The organism is Saccharopolyspora sp. NPDC045941 (assembly GCF_056431445.1).
This window is the reverse complement of record NZ_JBWKKU010000011.1, coordinates 148,531-173,727: the sequence shown is the minus strand read 5'-3', so window position 1 is coordinate 173,727 and position 25,197 is coordinate 148,531. Positions and strand designations below refer to the sequence as shown.

General features: G+C 66.2%; 1 protein-coding gene. It reads right to left on the bottom strand.

Annotated elements, in window-relative coordinates:
- Nucleotides 1-186 precede the first annotated feature (186 nt).
- A complete protein-coding gene (locus AC07FN_RS11625) occupies nucleotides 187-25,188 on the bottom strand; it encodes a WXG100-like domain-containing protein (protein ID WP_478395574.1) in 25,002 nt (8,333 codons plus the stop codon).
- Nucleotides 25,189-25,197: the final 9 nt, after the last annotated feature.

Below are 25,197 nucleotides of genomic sequence, written 5' to 3'. Positions count from 1 at the left end.
CCGGGTGAGTGAACCCCAGTTGGACCACGAGGTGCGTCGGCGCCTCACCTCCCCTACTCGCAGCGGCATCGAGCCGCGCGGCCGGGCGCGGAGTGGACGTCCCCCGACACACCATCCAGCCGCATGCCAAACTACGAAAACTACACACCCGCAGGTTGGACAGATACTCCAGGACGCGGTCCGTGGTTACCGCGTCCAGCGGTTCAGCACTTCCTGGCCTGCCAGTTCCCGCTCGGCGGTCAGACCGCTCACGATCTCGTCGACCACGGCGGTGAGCTCGTCGCCCTGATCGGTCCGATGCCCCACAATCCGCGACACAGCCTCGGACTCGGCTTTGGTGAGTTTCTGCGGCAACATCCCGCGCACCAACACCGAAAGCAACGGATCATCCACCGGCGGCAACCCGGACCCAGGCGCCTCGTTCAGCGCCGACAACACCCGCTCCCTGGTCCACGCACCCCCCACCCACAAATTTCTCGCCTCGGCCGATACCCGCACCGGCACCTGTTCCTGCGTCTGTGCCGGTGCCCCCGCAACCGCCTGCTCAGCCACCAGACCATCCAGGATCTCTTCGACCACCACCTCAGCAGCCTCCCCCCGGTTAGCCCGCAGCCACACCACCCGCGACACCCCGTCAATGACCTTCCCCGACTCGCCCGCCAAGGCCTGAGCGGCGTCGCGGCTCACCGAACGCAACTCGGCCCAGATCCGATCCGACACCTCACCAAGGCCCGGTCGCTCCAGCGCCGACACACCCTGCACCGCCGACAACACCCGCTCCCTGGTCCACACACCCCCCACCCACGACTCCCCCGCCACCTCCAACTTCAGGTCCACCGCACCCGGACCCGGAACGAACATCATCCCCCGCTCGCGGTCAACCTCAACTTGCCCCGAACGTGTCAGGACCGCGTTCAACGACTTCTTGATCCGATCCAGTCGGCGTGGCGAAATCTTGTCCCAAGGCTCCTCGAAAACGTCAGGCTTCAACCACTCACCCGGCTGGGCTTCAAGCAGCGCACGCATCACCTCGAACTCATCGCGCTTCAACCACCCCCACCACCCAGGCGTGGTCATCAACAACCCCTCACCCCGCGGCGAATTCCCCCGCGGCCGCACCCTGGTCACCAGATCGCCGATCATGGACGGATCAACCAGCCGATCCCCTGGCGCACCGGTCGTCGTATACCACCACGAAACCTCACCACCACGCTTCTTTACGGAAGTGTGCGAAATGATGATTCCGGCACCATGCCGCCTCAACACCATGTTGACTTCCGAGACTGCTCCATCAACAAGATCATCTTTGACGTCGGAGCTCGGACCCCAGATACTCCGAAGGTCAGCACGAGAGAACTCCCGCATCGGCTCCGACGCGAAGAAATGCAGCATCTTCAAATCGACTACGTCTAATAATTTCCCCCAATCGACCGCGGTGAACCGGTGCCCCGTCCGCCCAGCGATATCAGCCACCGGCATAGCGGGCACATACCGATAAGCCATCTCGTCACCACGCTTTTCGGTGACAATCCAGGCACTCGCATTGATCCCCCCGCCACCCAAACTCTTTTGGGCCACAGCATGCTGCGTCAAGAATGTGGTTTGAGGAACGGGATTGCCCAGCTTTTGCTTTTCCGGCCACCCCACCTGGTGCAGAATGCGTACAGGTGTGGGGCGACTCGGATTCGCCTGATAGAACGCCAGCAACCGCTCCGCCGGGGTCGCGAAAGACGCCGGGTCAATCTGCTTGAACGACGCCCACTGCACCGCACTCCGCTCGGCACGCCGTTTACGCTTGACACCGCGCGCCTCCGCCGGCTCCGACAGCCCCCACTTCCTCCGCGCCACCTGCTGCGCGCGGTAGTTCTTTTCACCGAGTTCCGGACGACTCAACTCGGTCAACGTCACCGCATGCCTGGCCTGCTCCAGCCGCAGGTTCCCGCCATCGCGCGCGACCAGCTCCCCCACCCCTGTCTTGGCGCCGACCGAGTTCAGCTCGTCCACTGCCCGCTCCGACGACTTATCCACCAGCCGCGGGCGGTGCGCTTGCAGGTCCCTCAACAACTGCCCCGCACCGTCACTAAGCCGCACCCGCCACGTGTCACCCACCAGCAGCTCCCACCCATCCCACCGTTGATCGGTCCGCAACTGTGTGCGAGTGACGTCCGGGATCTCGCCCAGCGACAACAACCGATCCCCCGCGCCAGTCGACGCATATATCAACCCCTTACCCCACACCTCGTCCTTGACATCAAAGAGGTGGCCCGCATTATTCGCCAGCAACAACCCATTGATCTCGGCGACAGAGTTAGCGGAAGCTTTGACTCCTGACTTTCGACCGTCGACCATCGCCGATGAAATGAAAATCCGAGGATTCTTGACGAACTCCGCCAACAACTTGACCTCAGCCATGTTCAGCACAGCATCCCAGTTCAACCGGCCCTGTCGGCCCCCCGCCAACTCCTCACTATCACCATCCGATACCACCGCATCCGATACCGCAGCATTCGGTTTCGCAGGAACGAACATGTACTTCCCAGACCTGGACACGACCCAACCCGCCGCGTCAGAACCCGAACCAAGACTCTTCCGCACATAAGGGAGAAACATCTCAAACGATCTCTGGCTCGACGCCTTCGACTCAACACCAGCCGCCTCGACAGCTGGACGAGCCCGGTCCAACCACGTTTTCGACTCCAGCAGCACTCCCGGCGCAGCCCGGAACGCGGCTGTTAACGCATCCCCCCAAACCTCCGCGGGCCCCGTACGCTTCTGGCCCGCGTTACCGCCAGAGCCACCGGAATCCGCCGCACCCTCGAACTGCTGCGCAAGACTGTCGACCAGCTCGGCAGCGGAGACCTTGATCCCCTTTTCGACCGTGCCGTCTTCGAACATTGTTTCGACTACCAACGATGCCAGCGGCGACCCCTTGATCAGCTCCAGCGCCTCCGGCGTGCCCGCCAACGCATGACGGGCGAGCACCGAAATACCCGCCCACGTACTCTCCGCCATCCGCCGCGCCCGTTCGCTGCCGTCATAGGCACCCTCGACCGCCGTCGACGCCGCCGCCAGATCGTCGAGGATCTGCTGCTCCTCCTCCGACCGCGCCGGCCTCGGCTCGGCCGCCAACAGCACGATCTTCGCCCTGCGCAACGACTCCGCCGTGAACTCCAGCCCCCAGACACCCCCCGACGATCTCTGGTCGAAGGCCCACTTGACCACCTGGTCATGATTTCTGAGACCCAGAACCTCCGGCATGCCCGCGACCGCTGTGTCAACGTGACTCTGCGCCCACCCCAGCTCGCGTCTGATCTCCTGGTCGTTCATGCCTTCGGCGAGGTACGGAACGATCCTCCACTGATCATTCGTGAGCTTTTCTTCGGGACCCGCGGGGCCGAGCTCGCGCACCCGCCGCATCAAGTCAGCCAGCAACGTCGCGACATCGTCCCGACTCAGTCGCTGGCCCTGGAACAAACCCCAATTCCTGAGCAGGTCAAGCGCCGCGGCCGTGCCAGCCGCCGCATGCACGGCGACCAACCTGACACTGTCCCACGTCGTCTTGTACTCGGCCCGGAATTTCTGCACCAATTGCCTCAGCCCCACCCGCTCCCTGATTTTCGTGACGTCCTTTGCCGCCTTGTCCAGGTCCTTGAGAAGCTGCTTGTCGGCGTCCGTCCGCGCCGGCCGCCGTGGTTCGGCCGCCCGCAGCCTCTCCGCCGCCTCACGCAGCACCGCAGGCGTGACAGCCTCGATCGACGAAGATCCTTGGTCGGCAAGCCCAGCCGTCAACTCCTCGGCCAGCGGATCGGCAAGCCCGGCCGTCAACTCCTCGGCCAGCGGAACCGAACCGAAACCCCACGCTCCCACTGGCACCGACTCTTCACCCGAACCACCAACCTGCGCGCCAGAGTCGCCACCGTCGTTATCGTCGGCGAGGAAATCCACATCGGACAGCCGTGCCGATCCGGCCCCGGCGCGGAGCCCAGACTGGATACTCCATCCCTCCCGCAAGGTGCCGGTGATGATGCTGAGATCGCGGGCGTACTGCACGAGCTCCCAGTTAAGGCGCTCCCTCCTAGCTCCCCCGGCCTGCTCGACCCATACCGCTTCATAGGTCACCAAACGGCTCAACGCCACAAAAACCCGATCATCGTGATTGTTTCCCTCATCACTCAGCCTGTTGACTTGGATGAGCAGATCCCGCGCACGCCGCGCTCCCACCACGGTCACCGGCGGCATCCCCGACGGATACGGAACACTGCCCGCCGCCTCCACGATGGCCTCCAGCGACGCCAACTCCCCCATCCGCCGACCCCGCGCCACCCGCACCTCCGCTAGCGACCTCAGACCATCCCGCACTACCGGCGAAGACAGATCGCCTTCAGAAACCGCTCCCAACCCTGACACCGGCAACCGGGACACCGGTTCGATCGCGTCGACATCCACCAGCCGCCCCGTGCCTCTAGAGGGAAGGGAGCCGGGTGTGGGATCGCCGACGCCGCGAGGGTTCGCCCGCTCAGGGCCTGCACCACCGTCAGAGAGGGCCGAGACGATCGAAGCCGCATCCGACTCCGGCCCGGTGTCGGCGAGCAGGGCCCGCCCGCCAAAATCACGCAGACCCTCCCGGCCGTCCCTCCCGATCGACCGGGCACCACCGTCCTGGCTCGTCCTCACACCAGGCCAAGCCTGACGACGACGCGCACCGTTCTCATCAGTCGAGACGGCACCACCGTCCACGACGGACTCCGCGGCAGGCATCGTGCCCTCGGACGGCTCCCCGTCTCCACGCAAAGCCTCGAGCCGCTTCTCTAACGCCGGCAGTTCCGTCTTTTCGAACTTCTCCTCATCGAAGTCGCTCTCGGTGTCATCGCTCTCCGCATCACCCGACACATGCGCATTGTCAGTGGATGTGCCAGGGCTCGGCTCGGCGTCCCGCGCAGAAGTCCTCGGGCCGTCGACCTGACCAGCCGGTACCTCGCCACCGCCGCCGTCCGAGGACTGGACACCATCACTGCTGACAGAGCCGCTACTGCTCAGCCGAGAGTCGACCTCATCATCCGACTCAACCCGACTGCCGTTCCCAAACGTCGCCGCATCCCAACCATCATCCGACGACTGGTCACCATCACGACTGACAGAGCCGCTACTGCTCAGCCACGAACCGACCTCGTCCTCGGGCTCCGGACTCCGGTTCCCGAACGTCCCCGCATCCGAACCACTACCGTCCGACAACCGGTCACCATCACGACTGACAGAGCCGATACCGGTCAGCCACGACTCGACCCGATCATCGGATTCAACCCGACTGCTGCTCCCGAGCCTCTCCACATCCCAAACATCATCAGCCGACGACTGGGCCCCATCACCGCTTACAGGGTCGAACTGATCATCGGAATCAACCCGACTGCTGCTCCCAAACGTCCCCGTACCCCAACCGTCATCACCCGACGACTGGGCACTATCACCGCTGACAGAGTCGATACTGGTCAGCGGCGAGTCGAACCCGTCATCGGACCCAACCCGACTGCTGCTCCCGAGCAAAGAGTCGCTATCGCCCAGCGACGAGTCGAACCCGTCATCGGACCCGACCCGACTGCTGCTCCCCGTGGCGCGCATTGAGCTCTCGGATGGCTCCCCGTTTTCGCGCAAGCGTTCAAGCCGCTCCAGCGACTCATCCCGCATCTTCTCGAGCTCGGCCTCATCGAAGTCGCTCTCCGCGTCATCGATCGCCGCATCACCCACACGCGCATCGCCAGTGGGTGTGCCAGGGCCCGGCTCGGCGTCCAACGACCGGGCACCATCACCACTGCCAAAGGTGACATCGGCAAACCAGGCGGGGTCGACCTCCTGGTCGAACCCCTCCACGGACCCCTGACTCCGCAGCCCGAACGTCCCCGCAGCCGAACCACCACCGCTCTCGATGGCACCCACCACATCCCCGGTGGACTCCGACCGCGGAGCCTCCACGGTCTCCGACCCCGCACCGCCAGCGGACTGCGGCAGCATGTCCCCATCCGGGGCTGGCCCCGCACCCGCCCGCACGGCCATCACCATGACCGTCAAACGACGCAGTCGCTCCAAAAACGCCTGAGCATTCGCTATCTTCTCATCCGCTCCGACTCCATCCGTCAACAGCCGATGCGCGAGCGCATCTCGCCATGGCTCCTCCACTGGCTTGAGCTCGAGGTACCGGTCTACGTCGCCACGCGCGCGGACCACAAGTTGTTCACCGAGTTGAACCTTCAACTGTACTAACCCGTTGTTCTCCGCCGCGAGAAGCTCTCGCAATTTCCCTATCGCATCATTTCGGACCTCCTCCCGCAACCCCTGAACAGCAGCGGCAACTTCCCCTATCCGATCACGGACTACTGCGACAGACTTCCCATCAATATTCGACCATTTCTGGATCTTGGCTTCATACTTGTTCCGCAGGTCAGCGTTTGCTTCCACATCCGCCAAAATCTGCCGCAGAGATTCCACCTTAGCGCGCAAATCGGGTGTCAGCTGCTTCCTGACATTTTCAAGAATTTCCTTAGCCCAGCCCTGGTGCCTCTTGAACAGATCTGCAAAACCGCGGGTGCTGTAACTCTTGCGGCGCGCTTCCTCAAGTGCCTCAACTCGCAGCACCTCTATGACGGTATCCTCGTCCCGTTTGACGGTATCCTTGTCCCGCAGGCCACTCAGCGCCTTGCCAATCGCCACGCGCCGATGAGAAATATGCTTGTTTTCAGTCGCGGTCAGCGTGGCGGAAATCCAGCCGTCGGCAGCACTCGGCTTCGCACCACCATCCGGGTCACCAGCCAGGTAACGGACCAGTTTCCACCGCAAATCCAGGACCTGCTGACTATCCCGCGAGTTCGTTTTCAACTCGTACGCCATCACATCCCAGAACGGCCGCGACGCCTTAAGGGACCCCAAGACGTCGGCCGCGGTAGCGTACAAACGATCCACCACGTCTTGACCATTTTCCTGGGTAGCCAACTGCTGCAACGCCCTGCCAGCATCCGCGAACGTCCGCTTTGCCGAACTGGCCCGATAAATAAGGCTCAGTCCAGGATCAACAACGTCCCCACGCATGGCGACGGTGACGCCCTCACTCATGGCGACGGTAACGGCCCCAGCCTCCGCCTGGTTCCCAGCACGAGCCTCCTGCCAACTCGCCTCTTCCGCCCTCATCTTCTCGAACGCGTCGCGATCCAAACCACTCGCCGCCATGCCAATGCCAGGGTCCCCGGCCAGATAAGCGGCCATTTCCACGCGCACCGCCTGGGCACCGTGCCAGTCATCCAGATGCTCGCTCAACCAGTGCGCCAGCATCGTCCGGAACCGCTCCGACACCTTCAACGGCCCCAAAATCCCGTCCGCATCAGCCAACAACCGGCCCACAGCCTCACGACCAGCGATCCCCGCCCACTCATCCAACTGCGCCACTGCCGTCAACCCACGAAGCCGTTCCCGCAACTCCCGAGCGCCCTGGACATCTTCCGGATTATTCAACTTGTAATGAGCCACCACATTCAGGAGACGGTCATCGCCCCCAAAAACTACTCCCACCTCACCCGCCCGCATATCAGCAATAAAACCATCTACGCCTACCACCACCCCGCCTACAGAAACAGACCGCTTCTCATCCCGCATCCTCTGCAACCCATCCTCCGCCTTAGTGATCAACGCACTCAGCTCAGCCGCCGCATCAGCGGACTCACCAGCAAACGAAGCCCCACCCCCAGCAGAAAATTCCGCAGCCCGCCGCCCCGCGGCCCGCCTCTCCCTATACCTACGCATTTCCGCCGCTTTCTGTGCGCGCAACCGGTTACCCTCCTCCGCAGAAAATTCCGCAGCCCGCCGCCTGCTCTCCCTATACCTACGGTTGTCCGCCGCGTTCTGTGCGCGCAACTGGTTATCCTCCTTCGCAAGCCCGTCGAACTCGTCCTGCGCCGACTCGATACGCCTCTGCAGCGCTTCCCACTCCGTCCGCTTAGCCGCAGCCGAGGCCGGCAACTCATCCGGATTCGCCTGCAACACCGACGCCGGCACCCCCGCCAACTCAGCCTGGCTAGCCTTCAGCTCCTCCAGCAACGTCCGCAACTGATCCATCCGCCCACGCCGCACCGCCCTGTTCTCGGTCCGGCTTGGTCCTGGCCTGGCCGTCCGCCCGATCCTCCGGGCCTGCTGTGCTCCCCCCGCAGAGCGCGGCACAGCATCCGACGAAGATCCCGACACGCCACCGCCCGACGCACCACCGCCCGCTGTAGGCTCCTCCGGTCGCGGAACCGCGCCCGGCTCCGGACCTGCGCCCGCACTTATGTGCGCCAGCCGGCTCATTTGGCGCTGCAGCTGTACACGCAGTTGCACCCAAGCTGCTCGATCATTCGGGGAATTCAGGATCTTATGCGCCATCAGCTCCCGAGCCGGCTGGTACTCCCGAAGCGTCGGGCCCAAAATGCTGTCCGCGCGATCAAACGCCTCGGCCCGCGTGTCCGAGTCAGCCTCCGCCAACGAGGTGGTGTTCGCTTCCTCGTCCCCATGAGCATTGCGGATGGCGTTGCCGAACAACGTGTCCAGTGCTCGCTGCGCGGAATCCCTTGTGGCACCGTAGTCCTCCGGCGGTGCCTGCCGCATGAGCTCGTCGGGGTCGACGATCGACCTGGCAGCGAACCGCTCCATCACGGGCGTCATCACGTTGCGGTTCTCGCGGGCGATGTTCGCCAACCCGTCCAGCATCACATTGTGGGCCGGCTGCGACTGCCGCAGTTCCCCGCGGCTCGCGTCGAGCGGCGGGAGCACGCGGCCCAACGCCCGGTGCCGCCAGTGCTGCGCCTCTTGCGCCGGCAACGTGCGCAATTCCCGCGCATGCCAGGCGACGGTCCGAGCTGTCGGCCCGCCTTCCATGAACCGATCGGCGCCGTGCGCGACGACGTCGGTCCACATCATGGCCGTCACCGCATCGGCCGCCTCCGGACCGCTCCGCAGGCCTGCGTCGGCAACCGCGTCGACCATCCCGTCGTGCAATGCCGACCACTGCTGGGCTGTGTCCGGGTACAGCACGCCCCGCTGCTCGACTCCCAGCATCTCCCGGGCCTGCTGCCGCCAACGCCGTGCGGCGTCGCCGTGCTCGTCCAGGGACTGCCGGGCCTGGTCGAACGTTGCCCTCCACCGGTCGGACAGCTGCTGCAACGCCGCCGCGTCCGGGGAATCGGTTTCGTAGTGCGGCGCTCCCGATTCGGTGTACTGGGGCGGTTCCGCGGCCTGCTCGTAGTCCGGGAGGCCACCGTGCCCCGGTTCCTGCCACTGCTGGAACCGCTGATCCAGCCAGTCTCCCCGCTGGTGCTGCAGGAGACCTTCGAAGCCGAGTTCCGCGGCGTTGCGGCCCTGCAACAGGGCCGTCCGCATCCCGCCCAGTCCCGATTCAATGCGTTCCCGTTCTGCGGGCTCGGCCGTCTCTGGCAGGTCGTGCAGCTCGGCGGCCAACGGTGCGAGGGCGAACGCCATCTCGTCGCGAAGTTCGTTTAACTGTTTCCCGGTGATGCCCACCGGCCACGTCTTGGCGCCGTCGACCCGACCTTTCGTGAGTCGCACATCCTGCGGCGCGAGCGGCCCGAGGCGCCGTTTGGCCTCGGCCAGGATGCTCGCGCGGTCTTCGTCGCTGCGGTTGTCCAGGGCGCGCTGCCCGGCTTCGACGTCGGTCGCCCAGGAACGCCGGAACTGCTCCACCCGCTCCTGGAGGTGCTCCGAAGCGGCGTTGTACCCGATGCTGTCCCAACGCCGGCTCGGTCCGTCTTGCCAGTCCGCGCCCCAGCCCTCGCCGTGGGCCGCGGGGACCGGGCCGTTGCGCGTCCAGGTCCGAATTGCCTCGGCCGCTTGCCGGAAACCGGTGGTGGCGCGCCACGCATGCTCTTCGACGCTGTAGCGCGACCTCCGCAGCAGGTCGTTTCGCACCCTGTGCAGCTGCTCGGTCACGTGTTGCTCCGCCTGGGCCCGTTCCGCACTGCGGGGGCGCTGCCGCAAACTCGCCAGTTCCCGGTTCAGCATCGTTTCCCGCTCTCGCAGGTCGAGAAAGCCGAAGTCTTTCTCGATGTCGATGCGTGAGTGGTCCAGTTGCGCGGCCAGCACCGTGACCAGGTCCCGATGCAGCGCTTGCTGCGTCGCAGCGTCCGGTCCGACTCCTGGCACCACCTCCGGCGGCTCGCCCGCCAGGATGGTCGCCCTCTGCCGCAACGCCGTCAGCGCGGCGGCGCCGCCGGCCCGGGCGATCTGCACCAGCTTCTTCTTGGCCCCCGTGATCACATTGCCGCGACGCTCCTGGAAACGCCGCTGGAGTCCGGCGAGTTCGCCGTCCGCCCGGTTCAGCGCACCGAACTCCTGCGACATCCGCTCGGCCGTGGATTCGACGTCCTGCGGGAGCAGCGTCGAGGCCACCTCGTCCACCAGCGCCCGCAACGCGGGCCCAGGAATGTCCGCCGTCGACCACCCATCCGCCGAATCGGTCAGCAACCCCTCGGCACGCACACGCAAATCCTCGACCACACCCGAACCGAACCGGTCCCCGATCCCCGCGAGCCGCGCCGCGGCCACGTCCGGCTCGATTCCGGTGGACTCCAGCAACTCCCCGGCCAGCGCATCGGCCAGCTCGGGATTCTCGGCCACCTGCGCAGGAACGTCCAGCTCGGTCGACAATGCCGCCACAGAGCCGCCCAGCACCTCGGCCTGCTCCCGCGCCTGCGCCTCGACGCCGTCGAACTGCGACGCGACCGCCGCTTCCATCCGCTGCCACAGCTGGTGCTGTTCCCGCGGGGTGGGGCCCCGATCCGGCAGCGGGTCGGGCCGCTCGCCGAGCAGCGACCTCGCGTGCTCCGTGTTCCGGGCGTTTTCGGCCGCCCGCCACTCCCGCACTGCCGACGATTCGACGTCCTGCGGGAGCAGCGTCGAGGCCACCTCGTCCACCAGCGCCCGCAACGCGGGCCCAGGAATGTCCGCCGTCGACCACCCATCCGCCGAATCGGTCAGCAACCCCTCGGCACGCACACGCAAATCCTCGACCACACCCGAACCGAACCGGTCCCCGATCCCCGCGAGCCGCGCCGCGGCCACGCCCGGCTCGACCTCCGCGTCCCTCAGCAACTCCCCGGAGAGCGGTCCAGCGAGTTCGGGTTCCTCGGCCACCTGCCGGGCCGCGTCCATCTCGGATGCCAGCGCGGACACCAGGCTGCCCAGCATCTCGGCGTGTTCCCGTGCCTGCGTCTCGACTTCGTCGGACCGCGATGCCAGTGCCGCTTCCACCTGCTGTCGGAGCTGCTGCTGATCGCGCGGCGAAAGATCCCGGCCGGCCAGCGGGTCGCGCTGCTCGCCAGGGTCGGTGAGTTCCTGCAGATGCCGGTCGCCCTGGCCGAGTTCCGCGCTCCACCGGTTCTCGAATTCGGTGCGCGCGCGGTCAAGTCCATCGCCCGCCTGAGCTGCCTCCCGACGCTCGTTGGCCTCCGCGAATGAGAGGTCAATGGAGACCCGCTCCACCCCGTCGTGGTTGAACCACGCCTGAAGGTTCTTGCGCAGCGAGGCGGTCTGGTTCCAAAAGACCCCGCTGGCCCGCTCGCGCGCGATCACGTCGCGCAACTGGGCGTACGCCTCGGCCCGCTCACGCGCCGCGGGCTGCCCCTGGTCGGTCTCCACCAGCGGCCCCAGGAGCAATTCGGCCTGTGTGCGGAACCGCTGCTGCAGGGACGGGGGCGTGCGGTGCCAGTTCGGTGGCTCGTTGCCAGCCAGCTGCTGCAGGCTCGCGCGCGACTTCGCCGGCGTCATATCCGACCGGAAGCCATCGTCGGGGACCGAGTCGCTGTCGGAATCGTAGTGGGGGTCTTCGGCGTTGGTCTCCGCGCTTTCGGAGTCAGGCCGGCCTTCGCGCGACTCTTCCGCCGGGGCGTCCTGCTGGTGTTCGCCCGGCTCCGAAACGGTTTCCGCGGCTTGCTCCGGCGGCGAGCCGAACCGGTCGCGGATCGAGCCGAAGTCGTCCCTCGCTCGGGCAGCGAGATCATCGGCAAAGTTCTGCAATGCGGCGCCGTCGGATTCCGGACGCCCGTCGGCCCGGGCCGCGGTGGTCAGCGCGTCCAGCTGGTGATAGGGACGCCCGACCGCGAGCGCCAGGTCGTCCAGCACCGCTCGCTCCGCCGGGGAGTGCTCGGGCTCCGGCGAGATGCCGAGTTGGTCGCGGCCCCGGTCGCGCCAGCGCTGCTCCAGGTCGGCGGCGACGCGGTCCAGGCCGTCGCGCGCCTCGGCGAGCGCCGCCGCGGAATCTTCCCGGAACCGGCCGAGTTTTCCGTCCCCCTCGGTGTCGAACGCGTTCTGGGCGAGCAGTTCCTGATAGGAGTTGCGAAGGTCGTTGGCCAGATTCGTGGCGTCGTCGTGGACCGGCCAGCCCAGCCGCGCACCGGGGTCGGACTGGGAAATCCGGTGTCCCACCCGGTCCACCAGTTCGGCGCGCAACTCCTCGGCACGCTGCCGCGCCGGCCCGGTGAGCGCCGATTCCCGCTCGGTGATGTCCGGGTCTCCGAGCCGCAGCGTCTGCGCCGCGGAGCGCCGCAAGCCCCGAATCGTCATCTGCAACGCGGCCGTGGCCCGGTCCACCTCGGCGCGCCACGGAGTCTCCGACCAGAACCGGTCGATCGGGTCGTCCGTGTGCTCGGATGCCCAGTAGTTCCCGGTGTCCGCGTGGGCGGCTGAGGTCGCGACGGGCCCTCTCGACGAACTCGATTCGCGATGCGCCACCTCCGGCGGATACTCGACCTTGCTCGCCGCGTCCAAGATGGCCTCGTGCGAGGCCAATTTCCCCATTCGCCCCTGCGCCTCACGCGGCGTTGTGGTTTCCGCCGAGACAGCATCACCGTCCACAGCAGACTCCGCAGCGGGGATCGTGCCCCCAGGCGGCTCCCCGTCTCCACGCAAAGCCTCAAGCCGCTCCAGCAACGCCGGCCGTTCCGTTTCGAACTCCTCCTCATCGAAGTCGCTCTCGGCGTCATCGATCTCCGCATCCCCGAACACATCCTCAGCGGACTCCGACCGCATGTCCCCACCCGGCTCCGGCCCCGCGCCCGCACTCACAGCCATCGCCAGGCGACTCAGACGACGCAGTCGCCCCAGAAACGCCTGAGCATCCTCTACATCATTCCCATTCGTCAGCAGCCGATGCGCGACCGCTTTCCGTAATTGGTCATCTTGCGTTCCCCCGACGTACCGGCCTGCTTCAACCAACGCGCGGACCACAGGAACTCGACCGTGCAGAACTTCCAAGCGCTGTCTGTCTGCCGCCTCGAAAATCTCCTTCTTTTTCCGTATCGCGTCATTTCGGAGCCGCCCCCGCAACCTCTGAAGAGCATCGTCAGCTTCGGCTACCCGTCCGCGGATCGTATTGAGATACGTCCCATCGTTGATTTGCAGCCACCTGGCGATATGGTCGTCATATTCTTTTCGCAGTTCAGTGCTTGCCTCCACGTCCGTCAAAATCTGCCGCAGGGAATCCCCCGTAGCTTTCAAATCGGAGATCAGCTTGTTCTTGACAAAAAGACGAATTTTCGCGTCCCATGTCATCCCTCTTTTGAACTCAGCCCCCAATTGCCCCGAGGCGTAATCCCCACGAAGCGTTTCCTCGATCGCCTCGTTTTGCAGCATGTTTTCGACAGCAATTTTGCCCGGCAAACCACTAAGCGCCTCGCCAACCGCCACGCGCCGCAAATAAATCTGATTCCCAGTAGAAACATTGTCTCCAGGCTCCGGGGCCACCGTGGCGAAAAGTAAGTCGTCGGCAGCCTTCGAGTCCGCACCGCCGCTCAGGTCACCAGCCAGGTAACGGACCAGTTTCCACCGCAACTCCTGCACCTGCTGATCAGCCCGCGGATTCTCCATCAACTGTTGCAGCTGCTGATCATCCCGCGTCATCAACGCGTGTGCCATCACATCCCGGAAGGGCTTCGACTCGTAAAGGGGCCCCAAGACCTTCTTCGCCGAAGCATACAAACGGTCCACGCGGTCGACGGCCAACTGCCGCAGCGCCTGACCGGCATCCGCGACCTCCTGTTTTAGCGAGCTCTGAGAATAAAACTCCTCGTGCGCTTTCGCCCTCTCGAATACGCCGGGAGCCAAACCACTCACCGCCACGCCGATGTCAGTGTCCGCGTCGCCGCCCAGGTAATCGGCCAGTTCCACTCGCACCGCCTGAGCACCGCGCCAGTCACCCGGATGCTCACCCAACCAGTGCGCCAGCACATCCCGGAACCGCTCCGACACCTTCAGCGGCCCCAAAATCCCGTCCGCATCAGCCTTCAACCGGTCCACAGCACTAGGATCAGCGCCCTCGCGCCACTCGCCCAACTTCCTCACGGCCCGCTCGTGTCGCTCGCGCCAGACCAGCCCATAGAATTCTCGAAGGAAATTCTTGGTGCCCTCCGCATCCAACGGATGACTCAGCATGTGATGCGCCACCACATTCCGGATACCCTCATCGCCTATGAGAGGCCCCATACGCGCCTGCACGGCAGCCATCACGCCGTTTATTGGTAGCGTCTCTTCTGGCAGCCCCTGCTGGCGCATCCTCTCCAGCCCAGCGTTCGCGTTACTGACCCGCACACTCAGTTCGGCTGCCGCCGCAGACTCCCCTGACCGCCTAACTGTGTGATCGTCCAAAACGGACGACGCCATCATCCCCGCCGGAATCTCCTCTGACGACCGAACATTCCGCAAATACTCCTCGGCCTGCCGCACCTGCTCCAGCTTCGAGTCGAGGCTATGCAGCTCCTCCGGGGTCCAGCGTTCCCACTCTGCCGCCTCCCGCAGAGCAGCGACCTGGGCACGCACATCCGGACGGAACTCCTCCGGCAACGCCGCCAAATGCTCCTCCGCACGCCCAACCAACCGCGCAAACTCAACAACCACATCCGGCCTAACAACCTCGGTACTTCCGCCTTCCCCGGCCTGTTCGCGCCCAATCTCGGCCAACTCCGCCTGCACCTTCTCGATACGCTCCGGCAGCCCCTCCCACTCACTCCGCAAACCGCCAAGATCCTCCGGCAACGCATCCCGATCCACCTGCAGAACCCATTTCCACGCCGTCAACGCCTTCAACTCCGCCTGCCGAGCCTGAAGCTGCTCCAGCGCCCCCCGCAACCGCACAACCCGCAAATCCCGCTCCTCCCGCAACTTCTGCACCCTCCGAGCAGCAAGCCGCGCCACCGACGCCTCCAACGCCTCAAGGCGCGCCTCGATCGGGCCTAGTCCTGGCCCGCCTGACTCCTCCGGTCCCGCTCCGGCCCGGATCGCCTGCCCACTGCCCCGCGTACCCAGCCCGTCCGCCAGCGCCCGGGAAAACTTCACAACCTCGTCCCAGCGATCCCGGCCAAGCTCGTGGTACCTAGCCGCCACCAGCGCCACCACATCGTCCAACGACAAGGCAGCATCCCCACGAGCCAACGCGATGCCATGCGTACCGTGCACAATCCCCCGCGCCGTGTCCTCCTCCTCGCGGGACCAGCCCACCTGCCTCGCCCGGTCGATCTCCCCCTGCAAATCCGGTGCCAACGACTGCTCTCGCACCGGCGGTCTTCCCGACGCTGCCGAGCCCGCCGGAACAGCACGCGGATCCTGCTGCAGCACGCTCTGGAAAGCACCGGCAAGAGAATGTAGATCGAATGCCGCACCCTGCGCAGAGCTCTCGGAGCCGCTGTCATCAGTGCGGTCCGCCGAAACCCTGGGCGCCTCGCTGAGCAACTCCGTCGACTCGACGGCCCGACTCACCGTCGTCAGTGGACTGTTTGCGTCCGGATCCCCCGGTGACACATCGCGCGCGAAGGATTCCAGGCCCGACCGCAGCGCTTCCAGCTGGTGCACATGGCGCCCGTCCTCCGGGGCCCAGCGCACGTTCGACGGTCCTCGATAGGGCGCGGCCTCCGCCACCGCCGCCCGCAATTCCGGACGGTAGTCGCCCGGCAACTCCGCCAAGTGCGCGGCAATCCGGTCATACGCACTCCACAGCCCGGACAGCACCGAATTGAGCCGGTCCGACACCCAGCGCGATCCAACTTCCCGCAACATCTCGGGTCCCGACGGAACGGCAACGAGAACGTCCGCGAGGCTTCGAATGTCCTCATTGGACACCCATGCGCCAGCGGGCAGGCCAAGGAAGTCACGAACAATACCGCGCAAGCTGCCCGGCATCACCCCCGTCTCTGCCAGGCCCGGAATGGCTTCCGTCAACGCACTGGCCACCTGCCGGGCGTGCCGCACATGCGCCACGTCCAGATCCTCGGCAGTGCGGACATCGGCAAGCACCGCCGCCAACGCGCCCAAACGAACGATCCGACGCCGATCAGCGGCGCTCAGCTCACCGTGCCCATCCACGCCGAGCGCGTCGCGGCCGAACCGTAGGACCAGCTCGTCGGCCAGCGTCAACGCCTCACGCGCCTCCATAACCTCCTCGGCCAGCGCTGAAGCGCGGGTGTGGAGTTGCTCCAGCCGATCCACCACCAGCGCATCCGCCGGCCGCCATGCGACCTGCGCACCGGCAAACCACGCCATCTGATCGGCCAGTTCCCGGAGATCCTGCCGGTACCAGCTCGGAAACGGCGCGAAATCCTCCATCATTCGCGCCACAACAGCCCGCAGCGCCGCCAACTCGCTCTCGCCACGATCCGCCACAGCGTCGAGCTCAGAATTCCAGGCCCGCTCCAGGCTCTCCCACGTCACCGCTCCCTCACGTGCCTGCGACACCATCAGGTCGGCCAGATGACGCACATCGTCACCAGTCACCGCACGCGCAGCTGCCCCCCCGAAGCGATCCTCCGGACGGAGACGCTCCGCCCACAACTGAACCACCGAACGCAGATACTCGGCCAGCCCCGCTTCGTCCAGATCGGCGGGCATCGGACCGAGCCGGTCGTCCGCCCCCTGCATGCGCAACATCTGGAAGTACGGCCAGAGCTGATCAATGTCGTCCGCGGCCTGCCGCAGCTGATCCAGAGTCGGCAGGTCACCATGTCTGGCCACCGCCGACCGCGCAATGTCGGTCAACCGCTCCCAGTCCCGTTGCACAACGTCGCTCACGTGCAACCGATTCCCTGGCTCATCCCGTGAAGCCACGCCAACGGCTTCGGCCACAGCGCGTCCGCCACCGTGCTCCTGCGCCAACGCCACCAGCGCGGCTTCGGCAGGATCGCTCGTATCGGCGCGCACCTCATGGATCATCCATTCGCCGGTGACCCGGAGATCACCTAACGTTTCCGCTCGAGAACGGTCGGTTGGCCGCCAAGGCGTTTCTCTCTGCTCCAGGACGTTATCCCACAAAGCATCGACGCGAGCCCGCAAGCCCTCCCGGTTCGCCATCAACCTGCGATTGGCCCTCAATCGGCTGACAATGGACTCCAGAGCACGCTCCGCCACAAGGCCGGGGATTTCCACCGGGGCCGTCTCGTCGCCCCAGACACGCCGCAAAGTTTCGAAGGTGACCTCACCCCAACGATCCTTCGCGGTTTGAACCAGCATCACCAGCTTCTGCACATCCGCATCGGTCACCGGACGTTCGTCGGCCGGGTTGAAATCCCGCACGATCTGCCGCAGATGGTCGACCGTCACGCGCTTGCCGACACCCGGATCGTGGCGTCGAACCGCGTCGAACGACCGACGAACGTTACGCAAGTACCAGGTGGCGGGCATATTTCCAGGCGTGACACTGCCAAACACGTCCAACGTCAGCTTGGCAATATCGACCAAACGCTGCTCATAATTGCGCACCCACGACGAACCAAGCCGCCCGAAACCGCGCTCCTGATGATGCAATCCGATCGCGTCGGCCAACTCAGCCCGACCGCCCGCGATACCCGCGTAATACTCCACCACTCCCCGCGCCTGTTCCGCACGGTCCACATCCGTCGAACTCGACGCGTCATCCACGCGACTTTCCTCGACATCCTCCGGACGATCGCTGCGCTCAGCCACCGCGTCAAAGCCCGCCGAGCCCATTCCGCCCGAATCGGACTCCCGCTCCTGCGAGATCTCCGACGCGCCATCAGCCGGGGCCTGCGGCTGCTGCACCTCCGCGGTGGGCATTGGACCCCCGGGCGGCTCCCCGTCTTCGCGCAAGCGTTCAAGCCGCGCCCGCAGATCTCGCAGTTCCGCCTGACCGAAGAACTCTTCCATTACCGTCTCATCGACGACGCTCTCGGTGTCATCGATCGCCGGATCATCCGCCGCAGCCTCAGTGGTCTCCGACCCCGGAACGTCATTCCGCTCCGGGGAATCTGGGTTGTCGGACCGGCCGGTCGTTGTATCCACATCAGCCGACCGTGGCAGCCCGCCAGCCGGCTCCGGCCCAGCCCCGGCGTGGATCCTCAGCCCGGTACCCCGCGTACCCAGCCTGTCCGCCAGCGCCCGGGAATACGCCTCGACCTTGTCCCGCTGACCCCGGCCGAGTTCGTGGTACTTGGCCGCGACCAGCGCCACCACTTCGTCCACCGACAAGGCAGCACCACGAGCCAACGCGATGCCATGCGTGCGCTGCACAATCCCCCGCGCCGCCAGCTCATCATCACCAGACCACTCCACCTGCCACGCCCGGTCGACCTCGAGGCGCGTTGTTTCCGCGGGATTGTTGTGTCCGGCCTCCCTCGGCTGCTGCAGCAGGTCGCGCGCGAGTGCCTCCTGCGATCGCACATCCCGAGGTTGGCCCCTCCAGCGCCGTTGTTCAGCCTCCTCAAACCGACTCGCAGCAACCGACAACCCCTCGAGCGACCACACCACCGCCGACCGGCCCCCAGGCGCCGGAACCGCAAGTCGACCGGAAACCCCAGTCCCCGCCCCAGAACCACCACGCTCGGATCCGGAATAGGCATCGTCAGACGACCTGTCCCGCGCGCCGACGAAGAAGTCGCCTCTCGGCCCGGCATCCTGCGACCGCACCCGCGCCGCAGACCCACTCTTCAGCGCCCCCCACGCATCGTGCTCCGCCGCAGCCGCCCCCAGCGACGCCCAATGCATACCCCCCGAAACAGCGCCCAACAACGCCTTGGCGTCACCGGCGAAGGCACTAAGCTCTTCCGTTTGCAGCACCAGCTTCTGTGCCAACGAGCCAGGCACCAATGCCTCGGCGACGAACCTGTTGATCGCGCCCTGAACCACCGGGTGCCAGCCGAGCAAGACCTGACGGTCCTTATCGATCAGCGCGTTATAGGCGCTGGCCACCTTCTGCTTCACCTCGGCCAAATCCGACCGCCTCTGATCGGCCAAATCCGACCGCCGCGCGGCGAAAGCCGAACTCAAGGAGCGCGGCTCGTCCCGGTCCATCACTCTGACCACCGCCCGCAATCCCGCAGGCAGGAGATCCGACTCCTGTTCATCCTCCTGCCCTTCGACGGATTCCGGCTGCGAGGTCTGCGACGACCCGCCCGCACCCTCCCCCTGCGAGGGAGCAGGAACCAACTTGGCGACCAGGGTCAGCAAGATTCCGGCAACAGCCTTCAATCCCTTGTGTTCGACCTGGCTGGTCCAGTCGCCGGGTTCGCCCCACGACTCGGCAGCAAACTCCGGCGTCGTCGCCATCACCCGCAACGCCACCGGATCCATCGCCAGCACATGCGCGACGAACGTCTCCACAGCCTCCCGCTTGCCCGGCGCCAGCTGTTGTAAGAGAGCCCGTGTATACGCACTCACAAAGTTCTTCTCGAACGCCTCAAGCACCGCAAATTTGGCTTTGACCAGGAACTCTGCCGCATTTTCCCGCTTCGTTTCGTCGGGCGCTTCGCCCGTCGACGGCAGAGCCCAGCGCTTCACCCCAGCCGCATCGCCAAGCTTCCGCGCCACCTCCTCCAATCCCGCGAACGTCAACGGCCCCACCGGCGTCCCGGCAGCATTCCCCGACCCCGCAGCCACGTGCGCCAGCACCGCCAGCCACCCCACCGGCGGAATCCGGCTCACATCCCCGTGAAACAAGCCCGCCAACTCCGGTGTCCCCTTGACCGCCTCCACGGCCCGCGGCGTACCCACCTGGATATGCGTGAAAATCGTCTTAACTTCCTCCGCGGACACCCCGTCCGGGAACACCGGCAGCAGCCCCCTCCACTCGGCGGCCTGCCAAGGGCGACTCTTCTTCTTTACGCTGCTCAGCTTCCGGACGTGCTCCAGCCCCTCCGGCGACAGCGACGACGAATTCAACCTCTCCTCAGTCTGCATAAGATCACGCACCAGGGACTGCACCCGGTCAGGCCTCAACTCCACCGGCCTCACCAGGTCACGCCGCTGCCCCTGGTGATCGACCGCGAGCATCGAATAGAAGAACCGTGTATCCCCGAGATCCGGCGGGAACTGCTTCCCCGACAGATGCCACGCCCGAATCGGCAACCCATTTCCGGCACTAGACGTCGGCCAGCCAACCACCAACATCTCAACGCCCGAAACACCCTCCACCAACGCCTGCGACACCGTCGCCTCCAACATCCCCCGCACATCCGCACCGTCCGGAAGGTCATCCATCAACGTCGGCAACACCCCACCGTTGAACCGCAGACCGTGGTGAGCCAGCGTCTCAACAAACGAATCCCGCGCCGCAGAGCCATTGCTCAAGCCCCCCCACGCCAAACCCCCCACCACAGCCGCCAACACCTCAACAGCAGTACCCCCCACCACACCGCGCAACTGCGGCGTCTGTTCCACCACCCGCAACGCAAACGGCAGCCGCGCCACCACAGAACCCACAAACCAATCGATCGCCACCTGCACCTCATCGGGCAGACCGGCCCAAACACCCTTCACCTCATCGGGCAGCCTCATATGCGCCTCGGCCACCGCCCCCATCACCGACGCAACAGCCGCATGGCCCTCGCCAACAAACACTCCCTCAGCCGCATCCAACCGCGACACCACATCAACCAACCCATCCCGCGACCACACCAACCCACCAAACCCCGCACCAAAACCAGACCCCCCACCCTCAACACCCTGCTGGCCAGGGCCTCCGCCCCGAAGCCCGGGCCGGTTCTCCAGCCTGCGCGGCGACAGAGCCCACCCCGGGTCCACCGTCCCCAGGACAAACCCCAACTCCGTGGCGTACCTCTCCAGACGCTCACCCCGCCACCGCATCGTCACATGCTCATGAGCGACCAAGCGGGCAACGACCTCAACGACATCACGATCACCGGTCAGGTTGGTCTCGCCCACCACCCCACGGGCCAACTCCAACGCCGCAGTGAACTCCGGATCACCCGACCCGTACGTGTCGCTGAGCTCCGCCGAAGCGGCATGGATCCCCGCCGGGGTGGTCAACGACGTACGGGAATGCCCGCGCTTCGCCGACGGCGCGTACGACGAGTCAACAAACTCTGGCCGCAATGCCCGGCGACCACGCAAGACCTCCAAAGCATCGGCGACCACAGTCGCCCGCCGCTCCCGCACTCGCTTCTCGATCACCTCGAACACCGCGTCATAACTTCCATCGGCCACCAACCGATCGGTGTCGCCGTGGCGCATCAGGATGTCCCGCGCCATCCTGCCCGCGACATTGCCTTCGCCGACCTCCGGCACCTGCGGCGTGGGCAGCGGAGGCGCCGGTTCGATGGCATCCGGGTCCCGGTCCCGGTCGTCCTGATCGTCCGAGCGAGTCTTCTCGTCAAAGCTCTCCGCCGCGGTCTTCTCGTCAACGACCTCCGCCGCGGTTTTCTCCTCGACGGTCTCCGCCGCGGTCTTCTCGCCGCGGGTCTCCGGCGCGGTCTTCTCCTCAAAGTTCTCCGGCGCGGTTTCCTCGCCGCGGTTCGCCGGCAGACCCTTCCCACTCCAGCGAGCAAACCAGTCCCGCGGATTCCACGAACCAGCAAACCAGGCCCCCGGGTTCCACGAGTTCGACGAACCCGGATCAGGCCGCACATCCAGCAGTTCGGCCACCAACAACGCGATCCTGGGCGCCCGGTCACCTTGCCGGGGCTGACGAAGCATCAGCTCATACAAGCCCAGCAGCGTTTCCGGCCCGTACTTGCCCGTCAACGCCAACTGATCAACCCGGCCCTGCAGGATCGTGTTCAACCACACGAACGACGTGACCCCGGCATTGGCCAACCGCAGATCCTTCTTCGGCTTACCCGCATACGCCCGCAACTTCGCCGGCAACGCCTCCGGATCCCCCAACAACCCCGCATACGGCCGCAAATCCGGATCAGCAGCAACCAGCATCGCCAACATCTCATGCCGCGACCCCGGCTTCGAACCCGACCCGGACCTCACGCCCGGTCCCGACCCGCGACCACCACCAACCTTCCCCACCCGCGACGACGACTCCACCACCGACGACGACTCCACCGCCCGCGACGAGTCAGCACCATCACCGACACCCGCAGCCGCCGTCACCTCCCGCACCCCACCAGAACGGGAACCATCACCGACCCGGCCCGGCATCCCCGGACCCACCGTCCCAGCCCTCAACGACGGCATCCCACCCGGCACACCGCGACCCGACGACCCCGACCCAGCCGCCAACACACCCGGCCCACCAGACGTGCCCGACCCGCCAGCGGTCCCAGCCGACCCGGCCGGCGTCCCACCAGACGTACCCGCACCCGGCCCCACCGGCGCAGAACCCGAGGGGGCCGCCGCTGAAGTGCCCCCGGTAGTACCGGTCGTGGCGGCCGCGGGGATACCCGAGCTAGCCGCCGCAGGAACCTGCGAAACCGGGGCAGTCGCCGACGCCTGGCCGGGGCCTTGACCCGTCCCCGAACCAGAACCCGACCCGGTACTGGCGGCCGGGGCCTGGATCGGTGCCGGGGTCACGCCGTCGCGATCACCATCGGAGCCGACCGCGGCATCGGAAACCACCGGAGCATCCACACCCCCCGACACCGGCGCGCCGGTGTCATTGGCGGCCGGGACACCAGAAGGAATCCGCGCCGACGTCGACTCACCACCACTAGACTCACCGGCCGACTCCCGACCACCACCAGGCGTGCTGGCCGACCCACCGACCCGTTCGCCGCCAGGCACGCCGGTCGACTCGCGACCACCGCCAGACTCACCGACCCGTTCGCCGCTGGGCTCAACCCCGCGTTCGCCGCCGGGCACGCCGGTCGACCCACCGCGTTCGCCACCACCAGGCTCACCGGTGAACCCGCGATCACCAGACTCACCGGCCGACTCCCGACCACCGCCAGGCGTGCCGGTCGACTCACCGAACCGCGCACCGTCAGGCACATCACCACGTTCGCCGCCGGGCACGCCGGTGGATTCGGACCCGGGCTCCCGCACGCCATCGGGCTGACCCGTGGACTGACCGGCGGGTTCAGACCCGGGCTCCCGCACGCCATCGGGCTGACCCGTGGACTGACCGGCGGGGTCAGAGCTCGGGTTGTTGTGGGTGACAACCTCATCGGCGTTGGGTACCGGCCCGGAACCTGCCCCGTGGGGCTCGGACTGCGCGAAGCCGCCCAACCCGTCGTTCCCGGAGGTCCGGGCAGAGTGCGTGACGACCTCGCCAGGGCTGCCATCACCGGTGACGCCTGACTGCGGAACATCCTGCCCCGACGGGACCAGCCGATGACCTTCCGGCACCCGCTGCTGCCCGCCACCAGACTCTTCCCGGACGGCCTCAGGTCGTCCCGGATCACCCGGCGTGGCCGGGACCTGGTCACCCGGCTGCCCCGGCCGCGACGCAACAGCACTTACCGGATCCACCACGGGCTTGGTGCCCGACCCGCCCCCGGCACCGACCCGCTCACCCGGCACACTCCGGCCACCAGTGGTTTCCCCACCCGCAGACACAGCACCAGAACCCTCCGGAACACTGAGGTGACGGGGCTCGCCCACCGAGGCCGGGCTGTACTCGTCGTCGCCGGGTTGGTTCTGGCCGTTGCCCGGCAACAGGGCATCCCGGCCCCCACGAGAACCACCGGAGTCACCCTGACCGGAGGAGTGGGCGGAAATGGCCGGCGGGACGGTGGTTCCGCCGGTGAACGCCCCCAGCCCCGGCCCATCACCGCTGCTGCCGCCGCCGGACTCGCTGCTGCCGCCGCCGGACTCGCTGCCAGCGTCGTCCGCGTCCTCGCCGCCGTAGCCAGACTCACTGCTACCACTGCCAAATTCGCTGCTGCCACCGCCGGACTCGCCGCTGCCACCGCCGGACTCGCTGCTGTCGCTGCTGAACTCGCTGCCCGCGTCGTCGTCTGCGTCCTCGTCGCTGCCGTAGCCGCTGTCGGCATCCTCATCGCCCGGGACGTGTTTGTTGGCTTCGTGTTCCAACGCCCGCCCGCCGAGACCTTCCCCCACCTTCTCCCCAGCGATCTCAGCCACCGCCGACGCCCCACCCGCGGTGAACGCCGCCGGGTTGAACACGAACTCGCCCTCCATGATCCCGACCGCCACCGTCTCGGTAGCCCCCTCATGCAGGCCCTCACCACCGATCCGCGCCCACGGGTTGTGAAACCACCCATCCACCGCGCCCGGCTCGCCGCCCGCACGCTTCACCCAATCCTTGATCGCACCCTTCAGCTTCGGCAACGCCCCCATCGCCCCGAACGACAACACCGACCCCACCGCAGCGATCACCGCAGCACTCTCGTAATGCTTCCCGTCATGCCCCTCCCGGGTACCCTCCCCGATCTGGATCTGCTGACCCAGCCACACCACACCAAGCTGCTGCCCGAAACTCATCGCCAACATGCCCAGAATCTGCACCGGAACACGCGGCACACTCGCCATCCGCCGCGCCATCCACGTCACAGCCTTCTCCACAACCACCCTGTGCATCAACGCCTGCGACATAAACCACGTCTGAACACCCGGAACCCAAAACCACTGCACCAAAAACTCAAACTCAACCGCCAGCAACGCCAACTGAATCAACACCACCAGCTTAAGGAACTCCACCTCCATCGCGATCTGATCCAACGCATCAGCCATCGCATCAAAATGATCGGCCGCCGCATCCAGATAATTCGACGAACCATCCACAAACGGCGCCATCCGCGCCACAAACGCCCGCTCCGACGCCCCCGCAAAACCCGACGACCGAATCCCCTCAACCGCCGCCCGCGCATCCACCCGCAACCGCCGCAACCGAGCCGCATGCGACCGCCACACCACCGCCAACTCCCGCACCTTATCCTCATTAACAGGCGGCGGCTCATCCCCCGTAAGCCAATAGGACAGCTGGCGCTCAAACTCATTGAACATGATCGCCATAACCGCCCC

Coding starts and splice junctions, on each gene's coding strand:
- AC07FN_RS11625 (WP_478395574.1), bottom strand. CDS start 25,188: ATGGCGATCATGTTCAATGAGTTTGAGCGCCAGCTGTCCTATTGGCTT.